General features: G+C 69.3%; 24 protein-coding genes and 1 tRNA gene. 15 read left to right on the plus strand and 10 right to left on the minus strand.

Translation table 11 applies throughout. The features are described from left to right. Positions 1-19 precede the first annotated feature (19 nt). Together A7B20_RS16250 and A7B20_RS16255 are read right to left on the minus strand one after the other, a co-directional pair. Positions 20-1,366 carry a glycosyltransferase gene (locus tag A7B20_RS16250; RefSeq protein WP_245867026.1) on the minus strand — a complete coding sequence of 449 codons (1,347 nt, stop codon included), beginning with the start codon at positions 1,364-1,366 and terminating at the stop codon, positions 20-22. A gap of 145 nt (positions 1,367-1,511) precedes the next feature. Continuing rightward, positions 1,512-2,831, minus strand: a complete 1,320-nt coding sequence (locus tag A7B20_RS16255; RefSeq protein ID WP_102109637.1) for a nucleotide sugar dehydrogenase — start codon at positions 2,829-2,831, stop codon at positions 1,512-1,514. Between the two features lie 336 nt (positions 2,832-3,167). Here A7B20_RS16255 and A7B20_RS16260 point away from each other — a divergent pair, with 336 nt between their 5' ends. Continuing rightward, positions 3,168-4,085 carry a heparin lyase I family protein gene (locus tag A7B20_RS16260; protein WP_102109638.1) on the plus strand — a complete coding sequence of 306 codons (918 nt, stop codon included), beginning with the start codon at positions 3,168-3,170 and terminating at the stop codon, positions 4,083-4,085. A gap of 5 nt (positions 4,086-4,090) precedes the next feature. On the opposite strand, the gene A7B20_RS16265 is transcribed toward A7B20_RS16260, so the two are convergent. From A7B20_RS16265 to A7B20_RS16280, 4 genes are read right to left on the minus strand one after another with little or no spacing between them, the layout of a single operon-like run. After that, on the minus strand, positions 4,091-4,777 hold the full coding sequence (locus A7B20_RS16265) for an ABC transporter ATP-binding protein (RefSeq protein WP_102109639.1): 687 nt from the start codon (positions 4,775-4,777) through the stop codon (positions 4,091-4,093). Beyond that, on the minus strand, positions 4,774-5,523 hold the full coding sequence (locus A7B20_RS16270; protein WP_102109640.1) for an ABC transporter ATP-binding protein: 750 nt from the start codon (positions 5,521-5,523) through the stop codon (positions 4,774-4,776). The genes A7B20_RS16265 and A7B20_RS16270 overlap by 4 nt, the downstream gene beginning before the upstream one ends. Beyond that, positions 5,516-6,496 carry a branched-chain amino acid ABC transporter permease gene (locus A7B20_RS16275; protein WP_102109641.1) on the minus strand — a complete coding sequence of 327 codons (981 nt, stop codon included), beginning with the start codon at positions 6,494-6,496 and terminating at the stop codon, positions 5,516-5,518. Before A7B20_RS16275 ends, A7B20_RS16270 begins: the two co-directional genes overlap by 8 nt. After that, positions 6,493-7,413: a branched-chain amino acid ABC transporter permease gene (locus tag A7B20_RS16280; protein ID WP_102109642.1), complete on the minus strand. Its 921-nt coding sequence runs from the start codon at positions 7,411-7,413 to the stop codon at positions 6,493-6,495. The genes A7B20_RS16275 and A7B20_RS16280 overlap by 4 nt, the downstream gene beginning before the upstream one ends. Positions 7,414-7,589: 176 nt before the next feature. Between A7B20_RS16280 and A7B20_RS16285 the strand changes: the two genes are divergently transcribed. Next, on the plus strand, positions 7,590-8,078 hold the full coding sequence (locus A7B20_RS16285; protein ID WP_102109643.1) for a GNAT family N-acetyltransferase: 489 nt from the start codon (positions 7,590-7,592) through the stop codon (positions 8,076-8,078). Positions 8,079-8,081: 3 nt separating this feature from the next. Here A7B20_RS16285 and A7B20_RS16290 read toward each other — a convergent pair whose 3' ends face one another. The 3 genes from A7B20_RS16290 to A7B20_RS16300 all read right to left on the minus strand — a co-directional run bounded on the left by A7B20_RS16290 (position 8,082) and on the right by A7B20_RS16300 (position 10,355). Beyond that, positions 8,082-9,221 (minus strand): ABC transporter substrate-binding protein, encoded by a 1,140-nt coding sequence (locus A7B20_RS16290; protein WP_102109644.1) that lies wholly within the window; start codon positions 9,219-9,221, stop codon positions 8,082-8,084. A 144-nt stretch (positions 9,222-9,365) separates the two neighbouring features. Next, positions 9,366-9,439, minus strand: a tRNA-Gly gene (locus A7B20_RS16295). Positions 9,440-9,575: 136 nt separating this feature from the next. Next, positions 9,576-10,355, minus strand: coding sequence for a BtpA/SgcQ family protein (locus A7B20_RS16300; RefSeq protein ID WP_172961042.1), 780 nt, complete (start codon positions 10,353-10,355; stop codon positions 9,576-9,578). A gap of 138 nt (positions 10,356-10,493) precedes the next feature. On the opposite strand from A7B20_RS16300, the gene A7B20_RS16305 reads away from it, so the two are divergent. From A7B20_RS16305 to A7B20_RS16355, 11 genes are all read left to right on the plus strand, one after another. After that, positions 10,494-11,249 (plus strand): DeoR/GlpR family DNA-binding transcription regulator, encoded by a 756-nt coding sequence (locus A7B20_RS16305; RefSeq protein WP_216641213.1) that lies wholly within the window; start codon positions 10,494-10,496, stop codon positions 11,247-11,249. Between the two features lie 136 nt (positions 11,250-11,385). Continuing rightward, positions 11,386-12,504 carry an SIS domain-containing protein gene (locus A7B20_RS16310; RefSeq protein WP_102109647.1) on the plus strand — a complete coding sequence of 373 codons (1,119 nt, stop codon included), beginning with the start codon at positions 11,386-11,388 and terminating at the stop codon, positions 12,502-12,504. Positions 12,505-12,508: 4 nt separating this feature from the next. Then, positions 12,509-13,348: a carbohydrate kinase family protein gene (locus A7B20_RS16315; RefSeq protein ID WP_157937709.1), complete on the plus strand. Its 840-nt coding sequence runs from the start codon at positions 12,509-12,511 to the stop codon at positions 13,346-13,348. A gap of 250 nt (positions 13,349-13,598) precedes the next feature. Further along, on the plus strand, positions 13,599-15,089 hold the full coding sequence (locus tag A7B20_RS16320) for a chlorohydrolase family protein (protein WP_102109649.1): 1,491 nt from the start codon (positions 13,599-13,601) through the stop codon (positions 15,087-15,089). A gap of 1 nt (position 15,090) precedes the next feature. Continuing rightward, positions 15,091-16,620 carry an ABC transporter substrate-binding protein gene (locus A7B20_RS16325; RefSeq protein WP_102109650.1) on the plus strand — a complete coding sequence of 510 codons (1,530 nt, stop codon included), beginning with the start codon at positions 15,091-15,093 and terminating at the stop codon, positions 16,618-16,620. Between the two features lie 73 nt (positions 16,621-16,693). Then, positions 16,694-17,611 carry an ABC transporter permease gene (locus A7B20_RS16330; protein WP_102109651.1) on the plus strand — a complete coding sequence of 306 codons (918 nt, stop codon included), beginning with the start codon at positions 16,694-16,696 and terminating at the stop codon, positions 17,609-17,611. Next, positions 17,608-18,462 carry an ABC transporter permease gene (locus A7B20_RS16335; protein WP_102109652.1) on the plus strand — a complete coding sequence of 285 codons (855 nt, stop codon included), beginning with the start codon at positions 17,608-17,610 and terminating at the stop codon, positions 18,460-18,462. The genes A7B20_RS16330 and A7B20_RS16335 overlap by 4 nt, the downstream gene beginning before the upstream one ends. Beyond that, a complete protein-coding gene (locus tag A7B20_RS16340) occupies positions 18,459-19,439 on the plus strand; it encodes an ABC transporter ATP-binding protein (RefSeq protein ID WP_102109669.1) in 981 nt (326 codons plus the stop codon). Before A7B20_RS16335 ends, A7B20_RS16340 begins: the two co-directional genes overlap by 4 nt. Next, positions 19,439-20,479, plus strand: coding sequence for an ABC transporter ATP-binding protein (locus A7B20_RS16345; protein ID WP_216641214.1), 1,041 nt, complete (start codon positions 19,439-19,441; stop codon positions 20,477-20,479). The genes A7B20_RS16340 and A7B20_RS16345 overlap by 1 nt, the downstream gene beginning before the upstream one ends. After that, a complete protein-coding gene (locus A7B20_RS16350) occupies positions 20,476-21,639 on the plus strand; it encodes an SIS domain-containing protein (protein ID WP_157937710.1) in 1,164 nt (387 codons plus the stop codon). Before A7B20_RS16345 ends, A7B20_RS16350 begins: the two co-directional genes overlap by 4 nt. After that, positions 21,636-22,586: a carbohydrate kinase family protein gene (locus A7B20_RS16355; RefSeq protein ID WP_102109655.1), complete on the plus strand. Its 951-nt coding sequence runs from the start codon at positions 21,636-21,638 to the stop codon at positions 22,584-22,586. The genes A7B20_RS16350 and A7B20_RS16355 overlap by 4 nt, the downstream gene beginning before the upstream one ends. Here the strand turns inward: A7B20_RS16355 and A7B20_RS16360 are convergent. Next, positions 22,583-23,731 carry a type 2 periplasmic-binding domain-containing protein gene (locus A7B20_RS16360; protein ID WP_172961043.1) on the minus strand — a complete coding sequence of 383 codons (1,149 nt, stop codon included), beginning with the start codon at positions 23,729-23,731 and terminating at the stop codon, positions 22,583-22,585. The two genes, A7B20_RS16355 and A7B20_RS16360, sit on opposite strands and share 4 nt — an antisense overlap. 13 nt (positions 23,732-23,744) lie before the next feature. Here A7B20_RS16360 and A7B20_RS16365 point away from each other — a divergent pair, with 13 nt between their 5' ends. Continuing rightward, the gene (locus A7B20_RS16365) at positions 23,745-25,250 is read left to right on the plus strand and encodes an amidohydrolase family protein (RefSeq protein WP_102109657.1); all 1,506 of its coding nucleotides are present in this window, start codon (positions 23,745-23,747) and stop codon (positions 25,248-25,250) included. Further along, on the plus strand, positions 25,247-26,122 hold the full coding sequence (locus tag A7B20_RS16370) for a polysaccharide deacetylase family protein (protein WP_102109658.1): 876 nt from the start codon (positions 25,247-25,249) through the stop codon (positions 26,120-26,122). Before A7B20_RS16365 ends, A7B20_RS16370 begins: the two co-directional genes overlap by 4 nt. Position 26,123: the final 1 nt, after the last annotated feature.

A 26,123-nucleotide genomic window follows, 5' to 3' on the forward strand; every position in this document is an offset into this window, starting at 1 on the left:
CTCCTAAGTCCGCGGCCCCTCAGACCTTGGTGAGAAACATGACGGCAAGTGTCAGCCAGATGACGGCAAGCACGTGGTGAACGGCGGATTCCCGTGCCCGGAGCCGGTCGGCAAGGGCGACCTGGGCCTTCTCGGCCGAGGTCTGTCGGGTCCATTTCTGCTTGTCGAGGCGGAACAGGACGAAGGTCTTCGTCGCCGCTCCGGCGATCTGGCCGAAATACAGGATGGGCGGGTGCGTCACCGGGAACCAGGTTCCCCGGAACAGCGAGATGATGACGCAGAAGATATAGCGGGTGGACAGCACCCAGGCGGCATAGAGCGGGATCACCTCCCACGAATGCAGCAGGGCGGCGAGGATCACGGTGATCGGCCCGACGAGGGTCGTCCACATCGACAGCCGCTGGTCGAGGATCGACCACCAGGTGAAGAAGCCGATCTCCCTCGGCGGGATCTTCAGGGCCCGGCCGTTGGTCCGCATCATGTTGCCGAACCAGCGGGTCATCAGCACCTGGCTGCTGTCGAGGAACCCGGGACGCGGCTGGGTCTCGTAGGACCAGGAACGCACGTCGGGCAGGTACGACATCTCGTAGCCGTTCTTCAGCAGCCAGTACCAGGTGGACTTGTCGTCGCCGGTCAGGAACTTCACCGTGCCGAGGCGCCAGTGTTCGAGATAGTCGTCGCGCACCTGCTCGATGAAGCCGGGATCGCAGGCGAGGTTGGCGCGGAACACCGACATCCGCCCGGTCAGCGTCAGCACCCGGTTGCCGAGGCCCATGGAGCACATCATCACCTGGCGCTGGTTGAAGCGCAGCACGAACCAGTCGCGGAACAGGTTCTTCTTGTCCAGCATCACCCCTTCGTCGGTGGTCAGCGCGCCGACCTTCGGGTCCATGAACATCGGCGCCGACTGGGTGGCGATGTCGAGCGGCACCATCGTGTCGCCGTCGACGAACACCAGGATGTCGCGGTGGGTGGGGTTGCAGCGGCCGATGATCTCGAGCGTGCGGGCCAGCGCGTCGCGCTTGCCGTTCGCCTTGATCCGGTCGATCACCAGCTTCACCTGGCTCATGTCCACCGGCATCGTGTCGTAGATGTGCTGGATCAGCCGCGCGTCGGCCCCGTCCACCACCGACGACACGATGGTCGCGCCGTCGGGGTTCCTTGCCGCCGCCGTGAACACCGAACGGTAGACCGGCAGCGTGACCTCGGGTTCCACCATGTAGGAGGTGACGAGGAAATAGGCGTGGCTCTTGCGGCCCTCGGCGGCAAAGGCCCGCCGAAGGCGCCGTTTCCTCGCGGGGTACACGACACGGCGGAAGTAGAGGGCACGCGCGAAGTTGAGCGTGGCCCAGGAATATCTCCACATTCCCAGGAAGCCGACAATGAAGATCGAGTTCGTTGCCCCATCGAGGGAGCCCAGGAACCCCGGAGGAACCGTGGTGGCCAGGAGAACGACGACCGCAAAGTAGGCTGTGTGTGTCAGTACCTGCAGCACAGCGTGTCCCGCCTTTCTACCAGCAGATGCCTTCGTAGTTCCCGCCCGAGACCAGCTTGCGGTTCATCCGCGTCAGGTCCAGGACGGGGCGCGACTGGGCGGCCTGCGACAGGCGATCCACGGTCTCGCCGTAGAAGTTGCCGACCAGCACCGCGCCGCTCTCGTCGATCAGCGCATCCAGGCTTTCGACCATCCGCTCCTTCAGGTCGGGGATGACGTCGTTGCCCCGACCCGCGGTCGAGTTGTCGTTGGCATAGGCCTCGAACACGTAGGGGTCGTGGATCTTCACCTCGATCCCCTTGGCGATCAGGCGCGCGGCCAGTTCCGCCAGCGGGCTTTCCCGCAGGTCGTCGGTACCCGGCTTGAACGAGATGCCGACAAAGCCGACCTTCTGCGCGCCCGAGGCGGCGATCATGTTCTCGGCACGCTTGATCTGCGCCTCGTTCGCTTCCAGCACCGCGTTCAGCAGGTGCGCCGGGGTGTCCAGTTCCGCCGCGAGATGGCGCAGCGCGCGCACGTCCTTCGGCAGGCACGAGCCGCCGAAGGCGAAGCCCGGGCGCATGAAGTAGGACGAGATGTTCACCTTCTTGTCCGAGCAGAGGATCTCCATCACCGTCTGCCCGTCGAGGCCGGAGGCCTTGGCGATGTTGCCGATCTCGTTGGCGAAGGTCACTTTTACGGCGCGCCAGGTGTTCGAGGTGTATTTCACCATTTCCGCGGTGCGCAGGTCGACGACGTGGATCTTGCAGCCCAGGCCCTCGTTCAGCTCGGTCAGGATCCTGGTGGTATAGTCGTCCATGGCGCCGAAGACGATCAGGCCGGGATCGTAGTAATCCTCGATCGCGGTGCTCTCGCGGAGGAACTCGGGATAGTAGCCGACGCCGAAATCCTTGCCCGCGACCTTGCCCGACGCCTTCTCCAGCGTCGGGATGCAGGTGTTCTCGCAGGAGCCGGGAACGATTGTCGAGCGGATGACGACAGAGTGGTGCCCATCCTTCTTCGCCAGCGCGCGGCCGATGTTCTCGCACACCGCGGTGACGTATTTCAGGCCGACCGACCCGTCGGGAGCCGAGGGCGTGCCGACCGCGATGAAGGACGCGTCGGTATTGTCGATGGCGTGCTGCACGTCATCGGTCGCGGTCAGCTTTCCGTCGGCGACGACCTGTGCGATCAGTTCGTCGAGACCGTTCTCGACGATCGGGGACAATCCCGAGTTGATCGCCTTGATCTTGCCCGGGTCGACGTCGACCGCAATGACCTCGTGACCGTCACGCGCCAGGCACGCCGCCGAAACGACACCAACGTACCCGATGCCGAAAACACTGATTTTCGCCATATCTGCCTCATCTATGTCTGCTCGTCACAGCTTTTGGCGCTGCTTTAAGTCTCCGTGCTAAGGCGCTGCATCTGTTGCGTAAACAATTTATCAACAAAGATGCGGTTTTCGCCCTGCTCGGTGGCCAATCAGCGACAGTCGGTTCCGTGAACAAGCCGTTAAGGTTAACTCCGTGGTCAGCGTGATAGAGGGCGGGCAAGGCGGAAGATTGCCTCAATTGCGGCGTTTATCAGATCATTTTACGAAAACTGTTTCTCGTCGCGCGTCCGGCGGATCGGTCGTTGACAAGACCGGGCGGCCTCCGCGACTAAGGACGAAACAATCATACGGGCCGCCATGACAAGCACCAGACACCGCGTCGTCGCCATACTCTGCAGTCTGACCCTGCTCGCGGGGTGCGTGGGCGACGGGCTCTGGAAAGGTCCCGACAACGGCCCCATTCCCCGCGGCACCGAACTGCTGTTCAGTCCCGCCCCCCACGCCTTCCGCCGCGCCACCGCCCCCGAGCCCGTGCGCCGGGGCGAGCGGAGCGAGCGGTTCGAGCTCAGGAACGGCGATTGCGGCGGCAGCGACTGCGGCAACCCCCGCTACCGGGCCGAACTGCGCAACGTCTCCGACGACGCCCGCATCGGTCAGGACATCTGGTACGGCTGGAGCTTCCTGAACCAGAACGTCCCGAGCTTCAGCGAGGATAGCGCGCTGCGGAACGTCTTCGGCCAGTGGAAGGTCAGCGGCGACGCGCGCGCGGCGATCCGGCTGATCCAGATGGGCCGTGGCGCGGGCAACTGGCGCGGCTGCGATCCGACGGTCTGCCGCCAGACCAACGACACCGCCTCCGACCTGGTGATCCAGCTCGACGACATGGCGAACGCGAAGGGCTGGGGCGACCGCCAGAACGACGGGCACATCTGCAGGCTGTTCTCGCTGGAGCAGACGAAGGGCCGCTGGATGGACATCGTGCTGAACACGAACTTCGGCGCCGGGCCCGACGGCTATCTGAACGTCTGGGTCAATGGCGAACAGAAATGCGCCTATCGCGGCCAGATCGTCGCCACCGCGGATCCGGGCCTTAAAGCGGTGCCGAACTTCCGCCACGGGATCTTTGCCAGCTACACCGAACGCTGGGATTCGACCCGCGGCGCCGCGCCGAAGCCGACCATGGTCGTCTATTACGACGAGATCCTGTCGGGAAGGACCCGCGGCGACGTCGACACCCGCCTGCGCGAGATGTCCGGCCTGCCGCCGAAGGACTGAGCGCGTCAGACCCCGAGGTGGCGCGCCGCCAGGTCGGGGGTCAGGTCCGCCATCGCGCCCTGCCAGACGGTGCGCCCGCGCTCCAGCACCACGCCGCGGTCGGCGACCCGCCTGAGGTCGGCAAGCGACTTGTCGACCACGAGGATCGACAGGCCCGAGCGCTTCAGCGCGCCGATGGCCGCCCAGATCTCGGCCCGGACCAGCGGGGCCAACCCCTCGGTCGCCTCGTCGAGGACCAGCAGCCGCGGGTTGGTCATCAGCGCGCGGGCGATCGCCAGCATCTGCTGCTCGCCCCCCGACAGCGACGCGGCCCGTTGCCCGGCCCGCTCGGCCAGCCGCGGGAACAGCGCCGTGGCGCGGGCGAAGTCCCAGGGGCCGGGCCGGGCCGCGGCGACGAGGTTCTCGGTCACGGTCAGCGGGCCGAAGCAGCGCCGCCCCTCGGGCACCAGGCCCAGGCCCAGGCGGGCGATGCGATGGACCGGCAGCCGCCGCAGGTCCTGGCCCGCGAAGTCCAGCCTGCCGCCGGACGCCCGCACCAGGCCGAAGGCGGTGCGGATCGTCGTCGTCTTGCCCATCCCGTTGCGCCCCATCAGCGCCACCGCCTCGCCCTCGGCCACGTCGAGCGTGACGCCGAACAGCGCCTGCGCGCTGCCGTAGGAGGCGGTGACGTCGGCGAGGCGCAGCAGGCTCATCCCTCCTCCCCCAGGTAGGCGCGGCGGACGGCGGGGTCGGCGCGGATCTCGGCCACGGTGCCGGTGGCGATGATCGCGCCCTCGACCAGCACGCTGATCCGGTCGGCCAGCGCGAAGACCGCGTCCATGTCGTGCTCGACCAGCAGGATCGGCGCCTCGTGGCGCAGCCCGTCGAGCAGGGCGCGCAGCGACAACGCCGCCTCACCGTCCAGACCGGCCATCGGCTCGTCCATCACGAAGACCCGGGGCGCGAGGGTCAGGGCGACGGCGATCTCGAGCAGCCGCCGCTGCCCGTGGGACAGGCTGCCCGCGCGCTGCCCGGCGCATTCGCCCAGCCCGACGCGCGCCAGCGCCGCCTCGGCCGTATCGCGCAGCCGCCCCCGCGCCAGGGCCCGGCCGAAGGGAGAGGGCGCCCTGCCCCGCGCCCCGAGCGCGCCGAGGATCGCGTTCTGCAGCACCGTGTCCTCCATCGCCAGCGCCGAGACCTGGAAGGTCCGCCCCAGCCCCAGGCGGGCCCGCGCCGCGACGCCAAGGGCGCTGACGTCGCGCCCGGCCAGCCGGACTTCCCCCGCGTCGGGCCGGAGGCTGCCCGCAAGCTGCGCGATCAGGGTGGACTTCCCCGCCCCGTTCGGCCCGATCAGCGCGTGGATCTCGCCCGCCCGCAGGTCGAGCGACACGTCGCGGCTGGCCTCAAGCGCGCCGAACCGCTTGGTCAGGCCCCGGGCCGAAAGGATCGCCTCAGCCATGGCGCCTCTCCCCGCAGACAAGGCCGACGACGCCGCCCCGCGCGAACAGCACGACCGCCAGCAGCAGCAGCCCAAGCCAGATGTGCCAGAAGTCCGAAAGCTCGCCCAGCAGGTGTTCGAGCGCGACGAAGACCCCCGCGCCCGCCACGGGACCGAACAGGCGCGCGGTGCCGCCGAGGATCACGAAGACGATGATCTCGCCGCTGGTCTGCCAGCTGAGCATCGCCGGGCTGACGAAGCGGTTCAGGTCGGCGTGGAGCGCGCCGGCCAGCCCGGTGATCGCACCGGAGAGGGTGAAGGCGGCGAGGCGCAGGCGATAGGGCGACAGGCCGACGGTCTCGGCCCGCTTCGCCGACTGCCGCGCGGCGTTCAGCGCCAGACCGAAGGGCGAGCGGGCGATCTGCCAGCACAGCATCAGGGCGAGCGCGAGCACCGCGAGGCAGAGGCCGTAGAATGGCAGCGGCACCAGGGTGTTCACGCCGGGAAAGCCGTTCCGGACATAGATCGACAGCCCGTCCTCGCCGCCGTAGGCGGGCCAGGAGATGGCGAAGTAAAAGAACATCTGCCCGAATGCGAGGGTGATCATGATGAAGTAGACGCCCGAGGTCCGCAGGCTCAGCGCGCCGATCGCCAGCGCGGCGAGGCCCGAGGTGGCGACGGCCACCAGCCAGATCACCGGCATGGATTTCGTGCCCTCGATCAGCAGCGGCCACTCGGCCAGCGGCGTGTAGCCCTGGGCGTGGCTGGCGAGGATCCCCATGGCATAGCCGCCGATCCCGAAGAACGCGGCGTGGCCAAGGCTGACGAGGCCGCCAAGGCCGAGCGCCAGGTTCAGCCCCACCCCGGCCAGCGCCAGGATCACCGCGCGGGTCGCCAGCGTGACGAGGAACGGTTCGTCCATCGCCTGCGCGGCAAGCGGGAATGCCACCAGCAGCCCGGCAAGGGCGAGGTTGAACCAGCCCTCCCTGCTCATGCTTCGGCGCCGTAAAGGCCGGTGGGGCGGAAGATCAGCACCGCCGCCATCAGGATGTAGATCAGCATCGAGGCCAGCGCCGACCCGGCCGAGGCGGCGGCCGAGGGCTCCATCACCAGCGCGAAGAGCCGCGGCAGGAACAGCCCGCCCAGCGTGTCGGTGAGGCCGACCAGCAGCGCCCCGATCAGCGCCCCCCGGATCGAGCCGATGCCGCCGATCACGATCACGACGAAGGCGAGGATCAGCACCGGCTCGCCCATGCCGACCTGCACCGACTGGATCGCGCCCACCATCGCCCCCGCCAGCCCCGCAAGCCCCGCGCCGAGCGCGAAGACCACGGTATAGAGGCGGCGGATGTCGATACCGAGGGCGGCCGTCATCTCGCGGTCGGCCTCGCCCGCGCGGATCCGGATGCCGAGGCGCGTCTTCGCGATGAGCAGGCCGAGGCCGCCGGCGATGGCAAGGCCGACGACGATCAGGGCAAGCCGGTAGGCCGGGTACTGGATGCCGCCGGGAAGGGCGACCGGCCCCGAAAGCCAGCCGGGCGTGTCGAGATAGAGCGGGAAGGAGCCGAACAGCCAGCGGGTGCCTTCGGAGAAGATCAGGATCAGCGCGAAGGTCGCCAGCACCTGGTCGAGGTGGTCGCGGTCGTAGAGGCGGCGGATCACGATGACCTCGACCAGTGCACCGGCCGCCGCGGCGGCGGCCAGCGCCGCGGCGAGGGCCAGCAGGAACGATCCCGTGGCGGCGGCGACGGCGGCGGCGGCGAAGGCCCCGATCATGTAGAGCGATCCGTGGGCGAGGTTGATCAGGCCCATCACCCCGAACACCAGCGTGAGCCCGGCGGACATGAGGAACAGCATCACCCCGAACTGGAGACCGTTCAGGACCTGCTCGGCCAGCAGCAGCAGGGTCATGGGTTGGACGACCTCAAGGAGTGCCGGGGGGATCCGCGATGATCTGCAAGGCTCGGACCAAGACGGCGGGCGGGGGTTGTCCGGCGTCGTCGTCCCAAGGAACATCCGCGCCGCTGCGCTTCAAATCCGATGCCCGGGCGGTTAGGTCCGTCCGCAGAACTTCCGGAGGCCGCCCCATGACCATCCCCGTCCGCCCTGCCACCCCCGCCGACGCCGCGGCCATGGCAGACGTCATCAACCCGCTGATCCGCGAAGGCACCACCACGGCCATCGCCACCGAGTTCACCGTCGCGGCGATGGAGCGCAAGATCTTCCGGGATCTCGACCTCGTCTGCTGCCACGTGGCCCTCGACCCCGAGGGGCGGGTCGCGGGGTTCCAATGGCTGTCCCGCGTCGAGGGATTCCCGGCCGACTGGGGCGACATCGCCACCTTCGCCCGCCCTGCCCCGAAACTGCCCGGCGTCGGCCGGGCGCTGTTCGCCGCGACACGGGACGCCGCCACAAAGGCGCGGCTCACGGCCATCACCGCCCGGATCCGCGCCGACAATGCGGGCGGACTGGTCTACTATGGCAAGATGGGGTTCCAGGATCATGACGTCGTGACGGGCGTGCCGCTGAAGGACGGCACGCCGATGGACAGGATCACCAAGCTCTGTCGCCTCTGAGCCTCACATCTTGCACTCGGCGGCATAGGCGTCGCCGTGGTCCTTCAGCGCCGTGGCGATGATCCTGTTGGTGAAGACGTCGCCCTCCTGGATCACCTCGCGCACGTAGATGTCCTGGATCGGGTGGTGGTTCGTGTTGAACCTGAACGAACCGCGGGTCGAGGCGAAGTCGGCCTCCTCCAGCGCCGCGCGGAAGGCGTCGGCATCCGAGACCGAAGCCTTGGACATGGCCGAGAGCAGCAGGTTCGCCGTGTCGAACCCCTGCGAGGCATAGAGCGAGGGCAGGCGCCCGTACTCGGCCTGGAAGCTCTCGACGAAGGCCTTGTTCGCAGCGTTGTCGAGGTCCTTCGACCACTGCGAGGTGTTCTTCACGCCAAGCGCCGCCGCGCCCACGGCCTGCAGGATGCCCTGGTCGAAGCTGAAGGCGGGGCCGACCACCGGCAGGCCCACGCCGCTGTCGGCATACTGCTTCAGGAACGAGATCCCCATGCCGCCGGGCAGGAAGAAGAAGACGGAATCCGCACCGCTCGCCCGGATCTGCGCGATCTCGGCGGCATAGTCGGTCTGGCCGAGCTCGGTATAGATCTCTCCGGCGAGCTCGCCCTTGTACATCCGCTTGTACCCGGTCAGCGCGTCCTTCCCGGCCGGATAGTTCGGCGCCAGGATGAAGCTGTTCTTCAGCCCGGCGTCGTTGGCATAGGCACCCGCGGCCTCGTGCAGGTTGTCGTTCTGCCAGGCGACGTTGAAATAGTTCCTGTCGCAGCCCTGCCCCGCCAGCTGCGAGGGGCCGGCGTTGGGCGAGAGATAGAACTTGCCCTGCGCCACCGCGCCCGGCACCACGGCCATGGCGAGGTTCGACCAGATGATGCCGGTCAGCACGTCCACCTTCTCGGACTGGATCATCTTGTCGGCGAGCTGCACCGCGATGTCGGGTTTCTGCTGGTCGTCCTCGACCACCACCTCGAGGTCGGGATTGCCCGCCTGCTTCACCGCCAGCATGAAACCGTCGCGCACGTCGATGCCGAGGCCCGCGCCGCCGCCGGACAGCGTGGTGATCATGCCGACCTTCACCGGCTCGGCCGTCGCTCCGCCCGCCATCGCCGCCGCCAGCCCCGCGGCCAGCGTCATCGCCCTGATCTTCATTCCGTGTCTCCCTGGTCCCGTTGTCCTGGCCCGCCTGGCGCGGCGCCTTGGCGCAAGGCTATCGGGCGGCATCGCGCCGGGCAAGCGCCGAGCGCCGCAGGGCGCAGGCCCGGGACGGGTGTGATGTGTCGAGGCCGGAGAGGATGGAGCGGGCGACGGGAATCGAACCCGTATCTCTTGCTTGGAAGGCAAGGGTCTTACCATTACACAACGCCCGCGCGCCATACGGGGTTAGGCGAACAGCGCATTTGGGTCAAGAGCGACCGGAGCACGCGCGGCAGAAGACTCTGCGGAACGCGTGTCCGGAAGGTGGATGACACCGGCTGTCGACGCCCAGACGGCAAGACGTACGCCTTATCGGCCTAGCGTCTCGACCATCCGGCGCACCGCCGCGACATCCCAGCGAAGGATGTCGTCGTCGTCGATTCCCTTGCGCAGGAGCGATGTGCTGACAACCACACCGTCGGCCTCGGCCAAGGCGGTGGCGATGTTGTCGGCGTCGATGCCCCCGCCGATGAACAGCGGCCGCTTCACGCCCGCCGCCCGCACCGCGGCGACCTTCGCGCGGCTGTCGTCGAAGGAGGATCCGGTCAGCACGATGGCATCCGCGCCCATGTTCTGCGCCCATCCGGCGGCGGTGGCGTCGTCCACCCGGCTGAGCGGAACCGAGGTCCGGTCGTGCACGTCGGCCATGATGGCGATGTCGGGTCGCGCCAACTCTTCGCGGCAGGCCGCGGCCTCGACGGATAGCGCATTTCGCGTCCCTTCGGCATTGACCGAGGTGCCGACGAAGACCTTCAGCCGCACGAAGTCCGCCCCGCAGGCATCGGCGATGGTGAGCGGCGCGACGGCATCATGGGCCTGCACGATGATCCCCAGCGCGACGTCCGGGTGCGCCTGCTTGAACATGCGGCCCAGCACGGACATCCGCGCGATGGTGCGCTGGCCGGCCGCGCCGGTCTGGCGCGTCTCGTCCTGGATCTTGATCGCCCTGATGCCGCCCGCGACGAAGGCTTCGGCATTGGCCAGCAGGTAATCCTCGTACCATGACATCGGCATGACGTCCGGGCCGCGGAAGGGCGGAAACTGCAGCGCGGCGATGACGTCGGGCAAGCGGGCGGGAGAGTTTGGCAAGGGCATCGGTCCTCGATTTTCGGCTGAACGGAGCGCATCGCGAATGGAGGATGGACTCCCTGCGACTATCGGCTAGCCTGACCTCCGGGCCCGTCTTGTCAATACCAAAAGGTTTTCTCTATGCCGACTTTGAAAGCAATGCAAAGACACCGGCAGATCGTCGAACTGCTGGGCGCCGAGGGGCGGCTGGACGTGATGGACCTGACGGACCGGCTTGGCGTGTCCTCGGTCACGGTGCGCGCGGACCTGCTGTTTCTCGAGAAGGCGCAGGTGCTGCGGCGGGTGCGCGGCGGCGCCATCGCGATGCAGCCCAGCCGCTACGAGCGGCCTGTCGACCTCAACGCCTCCCTGCGCGGCGCCGAGAAGGACGCCATCGCCGCCATCGCCGCCGACATGATCCGCGACGGCGAGACGATCCTGATGGACACCGGCTCGACCATCGCGGCCCTTGTCGGCTTCATCCCGGACAAGCTGACCGATCTTGCCGTCGTCACCAACTCGCTCAACGTCGCCGTCGAGCTGTCGTCGCGCCCGAACGTGACCGTCATCGTCACCGGGGGTACCGTCCGGCCCAAGCTGAACTCGCTCGTCTCCCCCTTCGGCACGCTGCTGCTGGACCGGATCAACGCCGACGTCGCCTTCATCAGCTGCGCCGGCGTGGACACCGAGAAGGGGTTCACCAACAGCAACTGGCACGAGGCCGAGATCAAGCAGAAGATGATGGCCGCGGCGAGCCGGGTGATCGTGCTCGCCGATCATTCGAAGCTGAAGCATGTCGCCACCGCGAAGATTGCCGACCTCGACGCGGTGGACCTGCTGATCACCGACCAGGGCGCGTCGCCCTCGGTGATAAAGGAGCTTCGCGCGGCGGGACTTGAAGTCGTCGTGGCATAAGCCGACGGCAAAACGAAAGTTTTCGAAAGTCCTTCCTTGCCCAGACTTTGCTTGCCTGTTCCCGGGTGACATTGCCAGTATCGGCCCCGAACCGGCGCGCCGCGCCGCAGGGATCAGCAGAGACAGGAGAGACGCCTTGACCCAGGACGCCCAGGCCGCCGCACCGGCAGGCGAAGGTTCCGCAACGCCGATGCACGACGACATCCTTCGCCAGCCGCAGCTGCTCGCCGCGCTGCTGGAGCGGCGCGGCGAGGTGGAGGGGTTCGCGCAGAGCCACCTTGCGCCGGGGGCGAACGGCAGGCTCCACGCCTACGGCAGCGGCGACGGCTGGTTCGCGGCGAGGGCCGCCCTTGCCGGTCAGTCGGCCGGTGGCCGGCCCGCGCAGGCCTGGGGCAGCATGGACTTCCTGCTGGGCGTCGCCCCGGGCCTTTCGGCCGAGGACCGCGTGCTGGGCATCACCATGTCGGGCGGCGTCGATCGCAGCCTGCAATCGGCCGAGGCGGCCCTGGCGCACGGCCCGATCGCGGCCCTGCTGACCAACCGCGACGGCGGCCGGGTCGGCGCCCTGGGCCTGCCGCGGTTCGAGCTGGGGATCGAGGACGTCGGCAAGTTCCTCTGCGGCACGTCGAGCTATACCGCGACGGTTCTGGCGCTGTCCCTCGCCTGCGACGCCGCGCCCCTGCCCGGCGCGCTGGCCTCCGCCCTGCCCGACCTTCCCGCCATGATCGCACGCGCCGACGCGCAGGCCCGCGAGATCGCACAAGCGACGTCCGGCGGCCTCGACGGCATCCGCATCCTCGGGACCGGCACCGCGGTGGCGACCGCGGATTACGGCGCGGCCAAGATGGTGGAAGTCACGACAGTGAACGCCTGGAGCGACGAGCTGGAGGAGTTCGCCCACCGGCAGTACTGGGCCCTGAAGCGCGGCGAGGTGGTGGTCCTCCTGCCCCATGACGCCCGTGCCGCGCGCTTCGCCACGGCCTCGGCCGAAGCCCTGAACCGGCTTGGCATCGCGACGGTTTCGGTCGAATCCGGCGACACCCCGGTGCCGGACGCGACCCATCGCATCGCGGTGCCGGGACCGGCGGCGGCGCTGCCGATCACGCAGGCCATAGCGTTGCAGCTGCTGGCCTACCGGCTGGGCCGCGCGAACGGGACGGATCCCGACCGGCGGCTCCACCTCAAGGACGACACCCGGAAGTTCACCGTCTCTCGGCTCCTGACCCGGCGGTCGCTGGTCGGCACGGGAGAGTGAGGCCGTGCGCCCGGTGATGGACATCGTCGGCTACGCCTCGATCGACCGGATCGAGACCGGGGGCCGGTCCTTCGAATGCGTGGGCGGCGCGGCGATCTATGCCGCGCTGTCCGCCGTCCGCCTCGGGGTGACACCGCGCCTCTGCATCGCCGTCGGGGAGGATTTTCCCGACAGCTGGCTGCACCGGCTCGCCGCGCTCGGCATCGACACCGGGCGGGTGGACCGGCGGCAGGGTCCCTCGCGCCGCACCCGGCTGCGCTATGGACAGGGCGAGGCGCGGCAGGACAGCGCAAGCCGCTCGGACGAATGGTGGGCGCGCCCCCTCGCCCTTGCCCCGCCGCTGCCTCCGGAGGGCGGGGCGGTCACCCTGCTCTGCCCCCTGCCGCCCGAGCGCGTGGCGGAGATGCGCGCGGCGTGCGGCGGCCTGCTCGTCGCGGACACGAGCGAGGTCTTCGCGGCCCGCGGCGCCCCCGTCCTCGACCTGCTCCGCGGCGTGGACGTCTTCGCGCCCAGCCTCGACGAGGCGCAGCTGCTGACCGGCGAAACCGAGGACGCCGCGATCCTCAGCAAGCTGTCGCGGGTCGCGCCGCGGATCATCCTGAAGCGCGGAACGAGAGGGCTCATGGCCTTGCAGGATGGCAGGACGACCCTCCACGAATCGCCTCCGGAACCTGCCGTGGATCCGACCGGCGCCGGCGATGCCTGCATCGGGGCGATCGCCGCCGCAATCGCGCTCGGCCTCGGCGTGGAAGAACAGTTGGCCGCCGGCGCCAGCGCGGGCGCCCTGACGGTCGGCCGGCCGGGACCGGAAGCCTTGGGATGGCGCTCAAACGAACAGGCCTGACTTAACTTTGGGCGGTTCTGAAAAATTATCCTCCCGGAGGAAGGACGGGCGCGACCGCCGAGAGTTGCCCCACCCCCCGGACGAAAGCCTTTCCTGCCTTTGCTATAATGCCTGTTCGGCCTTGGGTGCGGCCGGAAATGGCCGCCCTCGAGATTCTTTCGAAAACTTTCTTGAACGGGCTTTCCGTAATTTTTCTTGCCGAATGGCATTCCTTCTCGAACACTCGTCGCAACGGTGAGGATGGACGGCAATGATCGAGAGAGTGAAGGCGCGCTGGGTTCTGGACGGGACGGACGACTCGCACCGCCTGATCCCTGACGGCGAGGTCCTTTTCGACGGCGACACCATCCTCCACGTCGGCCCGGCAAGCGACCGTCCCGCAGACCGGACCACCGATTGCGGCCGGGTCCTGATCGCGCCGGGATTCGTGGACCTGAACGCCTTGGCCGATGTGGACACCACGATCCTCGGCGTCGGGGCGCCGCGCGACGGCCGCGACACCGCCTGGAGCCGTGCCTATGCCGAAGGCGCGCGCCGCGACGTTCTGGACGCGGCCGAGCGGGAAACCTCGGTGCGCATCGTGTTCGCGCAACTGCTCGCCTCCGGCATCACCACCGCCCTGCCTGTCACTTCGCTGCTGTTCCGCGAATGGGCCGAGAGCGGGGACGAGTTCTGCCGGATCGCCGAGATCGGCCAGGAGATCGGGCTGCGCCTTTGCCTCGGCCCGAGCTTCCGCAGTTCCGTGAACGTGGTGGAAGCGGACGGCAGCTTCGGACAGTACAGCCGGGACGACCTCGGGCGCGCCGGCCTCGACGAGGCCGTGGCCTTCATCCGCGACTGCCGCGACATCGGCCCGCTCGTCACCGGGCTCCTGGTGCCCTCGACCATCGACACCTGTTCCGACGATCTTCTGCACGCCACGGCGGCGGCGGCGCGCGACCTTGGCGTGCCGTTCCGCCTCCATTGCTGCCAGTCCCTGCGCGAAGCCGAAATCCTCTGGAAGCGCTCCGGACGCTCGTCGATCGGCCATCTCGCGGATCTCGGCGTACTCGGGCCGAACGCTCTGCTGCCCCATGCCGTGAACCTCGGCGGCCCCGAGGCGCGGCCCGATCTCGTGGCCGGGGACATCGACCTCCTGGCACAGAGCGGCGCGGTCGTCGTGCATTGTCCGCTGGTGATCGGCCGCGGCGGCCGGCGGCTGAAGTCCTTCGGCGCCTTCCGCGCGCGCGGCATCGCCATCGGGCTCGGCACCGACACCGCGCCGCCGGACATGCTGATGAACCTGCAGATGGGGCTGGCCATGGGCCGGGTGGACGACGGCGACAGGGCAAGCCCCGCCGCGCTGTTCCACGCCGCGACCATCGGCGCGGCGGATGCCATCGGGCGTCCGGACCTCGGGCGGCTGGCCGCGGGCAAGCGCGCCGACATCGTGGCCTGGGACCTGTCAGACCCTGCGGTGCAGCCCGTCTTCGATCCGCTCGAGGCGCTGTTCCTGATGCCGCCCGGACGGCGCGCCCGCCACGTCTGGGTCGGCGGCGCCGCCTCGGTGACCGGGTTCTCGCCCGTCGCCGCGCTGCCGAAGGATCCCGCGGGCGAGATCGAGCGGATCTTCTCGAAGCTCCTTCACAGCTACGGCGAGCGGAACTGGCGCGGCCTCGACGCCGCGGCGATCTTCCCGCCCTCGCGTACCCCGACGACACCCACAAGAAACGACACCCAGCAACAGAGAGGAACGAAATAGGATGTTCAGAAAGACTTCATCGCGGTTGGCCCGGCAGCTGATGCTGTCCTCGGCCGTCGCCCTGACCATGGCCGCCGCGCTGCCCGCCCCGACTTGGGCGCAGGACAACGAGACGATCACCATCGCGTCGGCCAACGATGTCATCAGCCTCGATCCGCACATGCTGAACTCGAACCATCCCACCGGCTCGGTAATCTGGTCGATCTTCGACAGCCTGGTGCGCCGCGCCCCCGACGGCACGCCCGAGCCCCGGCTGGCCACCTCCTGGGAGCGAATGGACGACGTGACCTGGCGCTTCCACCTGCGCGAGGGCGTGACCTTCACCAACGGCGAGCCGTTCAACGCCGAGGCGGTGAAGGTCAACTTCGAGCGGATGAACACCGCGCCCTTCTCGACCTACCAGCAGCTGCACGACCAGACCGGCCTGAAAGAGGTCAACGTCATCGACGACTACACGATCGACCTCGTGACCGAGGCGCCGACGGTCAACATGCTGTACTGGCTGGCCGAGGCCTTCATCAGCGCGCCGAAGTACATGACCGAAAGCGCGCCCGACAAGGTGGCGAACGAACCCGTCGGCTCCGGCCCCTACAAGCTCGAGTCCTGGCAGCGCGACGACCGCCTGACCCTGACCGTGAACGAGGATTACTGGGGCGAGGCGCCGGATGCGGAAACCGTCGTCTTCCGCGTGGTGCCCGAGACCTCGTCGCGGCTGAACGAGCTGCGCGCGGGCACCGCCGACATCGCCGTCGACATCACCCCCGACATCGCCGGTCAGGCCGACAGCGACATCAGCAGCGCGGTCTACGTCGAAGGCCTGCGCAAGATGCACATGGGCATCAACCTCAACGGCGAACAGCCCGCGCTGAAGGATCCGAAGGTCCGGCAGGCCCTGAACCACGCCGTCGACGTCGACACGATCATCACCGCGCTTCTCGACGGCAAGACGGTGCCGATCCCCTCGATCGTCAACCCGCCGAACAACAACCCCGACCTGAAGCGGTTCGAGTACGATCCCGAGAAGGCGCGCGCCCTGCTGGCCGAGGCGGGTTATCCCGACGGCTTCCCGCTGACGATCCAGTATTCCACCCGCTATGCCGGCGGCAAGGAAGTGTCCGAGGTGGTCGCCTCCTACCTCTCCGAGGTGGGGATCCAGCCCACGGTCGAGGCGGTGGAACTGGGCCAGTTCCGCGAGATGCTCGCCAACACCAGCACCAAGGGCATCTACTTCATGGGCTGGGCGGCGCTGATCAACCCCTCGGTCGAGCTCGTGATCCTGACCTGCGGCCACGTCGACAACTCGTCGGGCTACTGCAACGAGGAATACGATGCGCTGGTCAAGAAGGCCTCGCAGACCCTCGACGACGCCGAGCGCAAGAAGCTCGAGTTCCAGGCGCAGGAGATCGTCTGGAACGACGCGCCCTGGCTGTACCTGTGGCGCCTGCCGGTGGTCTTCGGCAAGGCGAACAACATCACCTACGATCTGCGGGCCGACAACTATGTCGAACCCTACCTGATGATCGTCGAGTAAAATCCACTGCACGCGACGCCGGGTCGGCCGATATGCTTCGGCCGACCCGATTTCCGACAAGGTTTCTCCCGCAATGCTCCGGTTCCTGCTCCGCCGCCTGTTCATGGCCGTCATCGTCCTTCTGGTCGTCTCCTTCGGGACCTTCATCATCGGCCACCTGACCGGCGATCCGGTCGAGCTGATGGCCCCCGAGAACGCCACCCGCGAGGCCAAGGACGAGCTGCGCTCCTATCTCGGGCTCGACCGGCCCCTGCTGGTCCAGTACTTCAGCTTCATCGGCAACGCGCTGCGGGGCGACCTCGGCTTCTCCTTCGTCCAGCAGACCGCGGTCAGCGACCTGATCCTCGAACGCCTGCCCGCCACGCTGCAACTGGCGGCGACGGGGTTCGTGCTGTCGCTGCTCATCGCGGTGCCGCTTGGCATCTTCATCGCCCTGAACCGCAACACCGTCTGGGATTTCCTGGCGACCAGCGTCGCCATGATCGGCCAGTCGGCGCCGAACTTCTGGATCGGGCTGATGCTGATCGCCCTCTTCGCGGTCCAGCTGCGCCTGCTGCCGGTCTCGGGCTACGGCGGGATCAGCTACCTGATCCTGCCCGCCATCACCATCGCCCTGCAATCGGCCGCGCGCCTGACCCGGCTGATGCGCGCCAGCATGCTCGAGGTGCTGAACGCGGATTACGTCCGCACCGCCCGCGCCAAGGGGCTGCGCCAGAAGACCGTGCTCTGGGTCCACTCCTTCCGCAACGCCATGATCCCCGTCGTGACCATGGCGGGGCTCGAGCTGGCCGAGCTGATCGGCGGCGCCTTCATCACCGAGACGATCTTCGCCTGGCCCGGCGTCGGCCGGCTGGCCGTCAACGCCGTCTACCAGCGCGACTTCCCGCTGCTGCAAGGCGTCGTGCTGTTCGCGGCGACGGCCTTCGTGCTGATCAACTTCCTTGTCGACCTGCTCTACGTCGTCATCGACCCGCGGGTGAAGCTGTCATGAGCCCGCGCTTCCGCCTTCGTCCCGGCCGGCGCGACACGCTCGGCCTCATCGGCGCGACGATCCTGCTTCTGGCGGCAGGCTGCGCCCTGCTTGCGCCGTGGATCGCGCCCCACGATCCCACCGCGGTCAGCCTGCTGGCGCGGATGAAGCCGCCGATGTGGATCGACGGCGGCTCCCTCGCCCATCCGCTGGGCACCGACAACCTGGGGCGCGACATCCTCTCGCGGGTGATCTGGGGTTCGCGCATCTCGCTGGCCGTGGGCGTGGCGGCGGTGATCGTCGGGGCCAGCATCGGCTCGACCATCGGCATCGTCGCGGGATATTTCGGCGGCTGGATCGACAACATCCTGTCCGTCGTCATCAACGCCCAGCTGTCCTTCCCCTTCATCCTGCTCGCGATCTTCCTGCTGGCGACCTTCGGCGGCGGCTTCTGGCCCGTGGTCTTCGTCCTCGCCCTCGGCGCATGGGTCAACTACGCCCGCGTCGTCCGCGGCATGGTGATGTCGGTGAAGAACCAGGACTATGTCCACGCCGCGATCAGCGTCGGCGTGCCCACGGCCCGCATCCTGCGCACCACCGTCCTGCCGAACACGCTTTCGCCCATCGTCGTCGTCGCCAGCTTCTCCATGGCGCAGGCGATCCTGGCCGAGGCCGCGCTGTCCTTCCTCGGGGTCGGGGTGGACGGGTCGAACCCGTCCTGGGGCGTCATGCTGAACGACGGGCGGGCCTACCTGCAGACGGCCTGGTGGCTGACCGCGATGCCCGGCCTCGCCATCGCGCTGACCGTGCTCGGTGGCAACCTCTGCGGCGACTGGCTCCAGGACCGCTTCAACCCGAGGATCGGCAATTGAGCGCTTCCATACTGGATATCGAGGATCTGCACGTCACCTTCCGCCAGGGCGGCCGGTCGATCCACGCGGTGCGCGGCGTGTCGCTGCGGCTCCAACCCGGCGAGGTCGTGGGCGTGGTCGGCGAAAGCGGCTCGGGCAAGTCCGTCGCGATGATGTCCGTCGCGCGGCTGCTGGACGAGAAGCAGGCCGGCATCCGGGCCGACCGGCTGGACCTCGACGGCCAGCCGGTGCTCGGGCTGAGGAAGCGCCAGCTCGAGGCGCTGCGCGGGCCGACCGTGTCCTACATCTTCCAGGATCCGCTCAGCTCGCTCAACCCGGTGCTGACCGTGGGCCGCCAGGTGACGGAGGGGCTGCGCCGCCATCGCGGCCTCGACCGGGCCGAGGCGAGGACGGTTGCCATCGACCTGCTGCGCCAGGTCGGGATTCCCTCGCCCGAGCTGCGGGTCAACCAGCACCCCCACGAGGCCTCGGGCGGCATGCGCCAGCGCATGATGATCGCCATGGCCCTTGCCCTGCGCCCGAAGCTTCTGATCGCGGACGAGCCGACGACGGCGCTGGACGTGACCGTGCAGGCCGACATCATCCGGCTGGTGCAGGGCATCCAGCGCGAGGTCGGCATGGCGATGATCTGGGTCACCCACGACCTCGCCCTGCTTGCCCGGGTGGCCCGGCGCGTGGTGGTCATGTACGGCGGGCGCATCGTCGAGGACGCGCCGAGCTCCGTCCTCTATTCCGCCCCCGCCCATCCCTACACGCGCGGGCTGCTCGACTCGACCTCCCGCTTCGACGTGCCGTTCCGCCAGCAGACGCCGATCCCCGGCACGCCCCCCGATCCCGCGCAGCGGATCGAGGCCTGCGCCTTCGCACCCCGCTGTCCCCGCGCGACCGATCTCTGCCGTTCGAGGATCCCGCCGCTGGAAGATCGCGGCCAGGACCGGCGGGCGGCATGTTTCCACCCCCTGACGGGAGGCGCGTGATGGATCAGCCCGTTCTGGTCGAGGCCCGCAAGCTGTCGGTCGAGTTCACCCTGCGCAAGCCGCTGCTGTCGCGCCGTCCCGCGCCGGTGGTGCAGGCTGTGCGCAACATGGACCTGTCGATCCGGCGCGGCGAGACGGTGGCGCTGGTCGGGGAATCCGGCTGCGGCAAGTCCACGCTGGGGCGGGCGATGATCCGCACCGCCCCCATCGCGCGGGGCGCGCTGCGCTTCGACGGCGAGGACATCACCCACCTGCGGGGCGAGGCGCTGCGCAGCGCGCGTTCGCGGTTCCAGATGATCTTCCAGGACCCCTATTCCTCCCTGAACCCCAAGGCGCGGATCTTCGACACGCTGGCCGAGCCGCTGCACGTCCACGGCAAGACCTCCCGCGCCGAGGTGCGCGGGAAGGTGTCCGAGATCCTCGATGCGGTCGGGCTGAGTCCCGACTTCGCCGCGCGCTATCCGCACGAGTTCTCGGGCGGCCAGCGCCAGCGCGTCGCGATCGCCCGCGCGGTGATCCTGCAGCCCGACTTCATCGTCGCCGACGAACCGCTGTCGGCCCTCGACGTGTCGATGCAGCTCCAGATCCTGAAGCTGTTCGACGAACTGCGCGACCGCTTCTCGCTGACCTACCTGTTCATCTCCCACGATCTGGCCCGCGTGTTCAGCTTCGCCGACCGGGTCGCGGTGATGTACCTGGGCCAGCTGGTCGAGATCGGGCGCGCCGCCGACATCACCGCCAACGCGCGCCATCCCTACACGAAGGCCCTGCTGGCCGCCGCCCCCTCGCCCGATCCCGAGGTCGAGGCGACGCGCGAGGTGCCGGTCCTGAAGGGCGACATCCCCAGCCCGGCCTTCCCGCCGCCCGGCTGCCGGTTCCATACCCGCTGCCCCATCGCCATGGAGGTCTGCGCGCGCGTCGACCCGGCGATGACCGATTTCGGCGGCGGCCACATGGCCGCCTGCCACGCCGTCCATCCCGGGGGGCCCAGCCCCTCGCGCCCCGACCCAACCGAAGTGAAGAAGGACCCGACCGCGTGACCCAAGCTCCGTTTCCGCCCCATGCCGACGACATAGAAACCGCGATGCGGACGGCGCTCGACTACGAAGGGCTGGTGAAGACCGTCGACGCCACCGTCGCCGCCGCGCTGCAGAAGCCCGGAGTCGCGCAGGCGAAGCGGCTGTTCCTCGCCGGTTCGGGCGACAGCTATTTCGCCGCGCTCTCGGCCGCGCCCGCGCTGGAGCGCTGGACCGGCCTGCCCGTGCAGGCGCTGACGGCGATGGAGCTGGCGCGCTACCAGATCCCGGTCTGCCGCGAGGGCGACGTGATCGTCAGCATCTCGAACTCGGGCTCGTCGTCGCGGGCGCGCGAATGCGTCGCGCTGGCGAAAAGCGCGGGACTGGTCACCATCGGCATCACCGGCACGATGGAGGGGCGCCTTGCGAAAAGCGCCGACGCCGTGGTGCACCGCCCGGTCGGCGACATCTCGGGGATGCCCGAAAGCTATGGCCGCTGCTTCCTGAACTTCGCCGAATACGTCGCGGTCCTTCAGGCGCTGTTCACCTTCGGCATCGAACTCGGCAGCACCCGCGGCCACCTGTCCGACGCCGGGGCCGCCGGGCTGCGCGCCGACCTGCGCCGTTCGGTCGAGTGCCTGCCGCAGGCCGCGCGCGACATCGACGCCACCGCGCGGGACACCGCCGCGAAGCTGTCCGGCATCCACACGATCTTCGCCCTCGGCGCCGGGCCCAGCCGCGGCACCGCCGCCTACTCCGCCGCGAAGTTCCACGAGCAGATGCCGATCAACGGCGTGCATCAGGATCTCGAGGAATGGGCCCATCTCGAATACTTCCTGACCTACTTCAACTGGCGCGAGGCCTCGGTCGCCTTTGTCATCGCTCCGCCGGGCAATTCGGCGGACCGGGCGGCGGAGATCGTTTCGGGCATGAAGGGCGCGGGCGGCCGCGCGCTGCTGGTCGCGCCGGGCTCGGCCGACGGGTCCGACGCCTTCGCGCATTTCGCCATGCCAGAGGATCTCGGCGACCTACTGTCGCCCATGGTCTATCACCTGCCCGCGCAGCTGCTGGTGCTCTACATGGCGCATCTGTCGGGAATCACGGCGATCCCGCTGCGCCGCACCGACGGGTTCGAGCTGATCTCGAACAGCGCGATCCGCGACGACGTGGCGAGCCTGGCGTGAGCGGACCCGATCTGCTCCTCCTCGGACAGGTCACGATCGACCATGTCGTGCCCGCCGTGCCCGCCCCCTGGGAGGCGAAGATGGGCGGCAACGCCATCTACTCGGCGGCGGGCGCGCGGCTCTGGCTGGATCCCGCCCGCATAGGGGTGACGCTGCGCATCGGTACGGGCTTCCCGTTCGATGTCGAGGCGATGCTGCGCGGCGCGGGGATCGGGCACGTCCACTGCCGCGCCGTCGACCTGCCGCACATCACCGAGTGGATCGTCTACGAGACCGACGGATCGCGCCGCTGCCTGCCGAAGAATGCCGGGCTGACCCATATCGGCTCGGAGGGCGATCCGGGCGACACCGACACCTACCTCGACTACCTCCTGACCTTCTCGCCCGAGGCCGCCGACGTCCCGGCCGCCTGGCTGCCCGCGAAGGCCGCACATCTGAACAACCAGGTGCGCGACCGCACGCCGCAAAGCCTGGCCGCGCTGCGCGGGAAGGCAGGATACATCTCGGTCGACCCCTCGCCCTTCGTCGCCCGCGGCCTCGACGCGCCGGGCCTGGCCGCCGCGCTTCCGGGCGCCGACGCGGTGATGCCGAGCGAGATGGAAAGCGCCCACATCGCCGCCGGGGACTGGCGGGGCGCGGCACGGGCGCTGGCATCGGCCGGTTTCGCCGAGGCGATCATCAAGCGCGGCGCGCAGTCGGTGATCCTGGCCCATGGCGGCGGCACCAGCGAGGTTCCGGTGCCGCCGGTCGAGGTCGTCGACGTGACCGGGGCGGGCGACAGTTTCGGCGGCGCCTATTGCGCCTGCCGGATGCTGGGGCTCGACCCGGTCGAGGCGGCGCGCCGCGCCATCGTCGCGGCGGGCATGGTCATCGGCTGCTCGGGCGCCGACGCGGCCCTTGCGCTGGACCCGGACGAGGCCGGGCGGCGCCTGCAAGGCATGTCCTAGCCATGCCAGGCCTCCACCACCCGCCGCGCGGTCTGCCCGAGGTCCGGGGCGCCCGCGCGCAGCGCCGCCCTGATCTCCCGGTCCGCCGCCGCGCTCCAGTCGAGGGCGTTCTCGCCCCGCGTCACCGGCGAGCAGACCGCCCGCGCCCGGTCGGCGGCGATCCGTGCGACGGCGGCCTTGGCGACCGGGGCGGGGAACAACCGTTCATGCTGCTCCCACGCTCCCCCCATGTCGCAGGCGACGGGGAAGAAATGGTCGCGGTGCCAGCGGCGATGCACGCCCTCCCCCCCGAGCCAGGCCATGAGCGCCAGCGCATCGTCGCGCCTTTGCCCTTCCACGCCGCGTCTCAGGCACAAAAGCGCGTGCCCCGGCATCAACGGCGTGCCCGTCCGTCCCGGAAGCGGCACGGGAACCCCCACGGGCGCGCCGGACAATTCGAGGGCGTCGGCCGCCAGGTAATCCATGGTGAAGGTCGCACAGTGGGCGCCGCTGGCCCAGCGGTGCAGCGCCGGAGCGTCCCCCGCATCGTCGAGGCTTTCGGGCGGCACCAGGTCCTCGGACAGCAGGGCGGCCCAGAGGTCCAGCACCTCCCGCACGGCCGCTTCATCCTCCAATGCGAAGACGCCCTCGGTGGCGAGGTGGCACAACAGGCTCCAGGCCAGACCGGTCTGCGTGGCGTGCCAGCGGGGCACGAAGGGATGCCGCGCAAGGCCGTCCCGCTTGCAGCGGCGCATGAGGTCGAGAAACGCGGGCCACGTCGCGGGCGGCTCCAGCCCCTCGCGCAGGAAAAGCGCGAAGGGCCCGCCATTGTAATAGGTCAGCCCCAGCAGTCGGCCCCGCCCGTCCCGCGCCCCCTCGACCAGCCTCGGATCCATGGCCGAGAGTGCCGGGGCCAGCGCGGGGTGGCCGGGATCGAGCGGCGCGACATGCCCCTCCGCCCCCCAGAGCGCCGCCTCGGCGCGCTGCGCATAGAAAAGGTCGGGGCCCCGACCGGTGGCGAACTCCGCACCGAGAAGCCGGTGATAGTCGCCCTCCACCACGCGCATCCCGACCGGCGTGCCGGTGTCCCGCACGAAGGCGTCGACATTGTCCTGCACGGTGTCGGGCCGGACGTTCCAGAGCACGAAGTCGAGCGGTCGGTCCACGAAAGGAACTCCCATGTCTGATCTGATCCTGAGGGGCGGCCTGATCCTGGCCGATGCCGCAAGCCCCGCCCCGGTTGCCGCCGACATAGCCGTCGAGGGCGGGACGATCAAAGCCATTTCGGCGGACCTGCCCGCCGACATCCTGCCCGGCGCCGAGGTGCTGGACGTCACCGGCAGGCTGGTCGTCCCCGGCCTGATCAACGCGCACATCCACTCGCCGGGGAACCTGATGCGCGGCACGCTGGACGGCCTGCCGCTCGAGGTGTTCATGCTCTACGAGGTGCCGCAGCAGGACGACGGCGGCGAAGAGGCGGGGGTCCTGCGCCTGCGCACCCTTCTCGGCGCGGCCGAGATGCTGCGCCTCGGGATCACGACCGTGGCGGATGACGCCTTCTTCGTGCCGCTGACGACCACGGGTGCCATCGACGCCATTGCCGGCGCCTACGACGAGAGCGGGATGCGCGCGACCCTGGGCCTCGACCAGCCGGTGGTGGTGGAATACGAGAAATATCCCTTCCTGGCCGAGATTCTGAGCGAAGGGCAGAAGGCCCGGATGCGGGCGCTGCCGCGCGAGACGCCCGAGGGGATGCTGGCGCATTACGACCACCTGATCTCGCGCTGGCACGGCGCCGGAGGCGGACGGATCGGTGCCGCCCTCTCCTGCTCGGCCCCGCAGCGGGCGACGCCGGACTACCTGCGGGCGCTGTCGGCGCTGGCCAGGCGGCACGACCTGCCGTTCTTTTGCCACATCCTCGAAACCCGGACCCAGCGGGTGCTGGGCGACATGAAATACGGCAAGTCGCTGGTGCGCCACGTCCACGACGAGGGCGTGCTGGACGCGCACATGCAGGTGATCCACGCCATCTGGGTCGACGACGACGACATCGCGCTGCTGGCCGCATCGGGCGCCACCGTCGCGCACAACCCCGTCTGCAACATGCGGCTTGGCAGCGGCGTGATGCCGTTCCGGGCGCTGGCGCGGGCCGGGGTGCCGATCTGCCTCGGCACGGACGAGGCGATCAGCGACGACAGCCACAACCTGTGGGTCGCGATGAAGACCGCGGCGAACATCCACGCGCTGGGCGATCCCGACCCCGCGACATGGCCGCGGGCCGAGGAGATCCTGTCGGCGGTCTGGGACGGCGGCAACCGGGTGCTGCGCCGCCCCGCCCCGCTGGGCCGGATCGCCGTGGGTGCCGCCGCGGATTTCGCGGTGCTCGACCTCGACGCGCCGCCCTACCGGCCGCTGCACGACATCCGCCGCCAGCTGGTGCTGTGCGAGACCGGGGCGTCGGTGGTGCATACCGTCGTCGCGGGCGAGGTGGTGATGCGGGACGGTCGGCTGACGACGATCGACGAGGCGGACCTGGTGCGGCAGCTGCGCCGTATCGAGCCCGGCCTGCGCGACGCTGCCCGCGCCCTGCGCGACAGCGCCGCCGAGCTCGAGGGCCCCTACCGCGAGATGGTGCGGCGCGCCTTCGCCACGGACGTCGACATGGAACGGAGGCTCGGACGGTGAACGACCAGCGCGATTTCCTCGGCTACGGCGCCCACCCGCCGCGCGTGACCTGGCCCGACGGCGCCCGCGTCGCCGTCTCCTTCGTCCTGAACGTCGAGGAGGGCGCCGAGCACGCGATCTCTTCCGGCGACGGGCGCAACGAATCCCTTTACGAGGTCGTCGACGAGGTGCTGGGCCAGCGCGACTTCTGCATCGAATCGCACTTCGAGTACGGCCCCCGCGCCGGGTACTGGCGCATCGCCCGGCTGTTCGAAAGCTTCGGCGTGCCCCTGACCCTCAACCTCTGCGGCCGCGCCCTGGTGCGCACGCCTTGGCTCGGGCAGCACGCCGTCGCCGCCGGTCACGAGGCGATGTGCCACGGCTGGCGGTGGGAGCATCACAACGCCATGACCGAAGACGAGGAACGCGCGACGATCCGGCGGTGTGTGGAGACTTTCGAGGAGCTTCTCGGGACGCGCCCCCTTGGCTGGCACGTGAAGAGCCACCCCTCGCCCGCCACGCGGCGGCTGCTGATGGAAGAGGGGTTCCTCTACGACTGCAACGCCTACAACGACGACCTGCCGGCGATCCTGCGCCGCGACCCGCCCTACCTGGTCCTGCCCTATGCCTTCGACAGCAACGACATGCAGTTCTTCAACGGCGGCCGCTTCGTGCACGGCGGCGACTTCGCGCGCTACTGCTGCGACGCCTTCGACTGGCTGGCGCAGGAGGAGGTGCCGAAGATGATGACCGTCGGCCTGCACACCCGCATCGTCGGCCGCCCCGCCCGGATCGGCGGGCTGCGGGCGATGCTCGACCACATGACCGCCCGCGGCGCCTGGGTCGCCCGGCGCGACGAGATCGCCCGCGTCTGGCTTGAACAGATGGCCTGAG

It is taken from the genome of Oceaniglobus roseus (genome assembly GCF_002869745.1).
GTDB classification, from domain to species: Bacteria; Pseudomonadota; Alphaproteobacteria; order Rhodobacterales; family Rhodobacteraceae; genus Oceaniglobus; species Oceaniglobus roseus.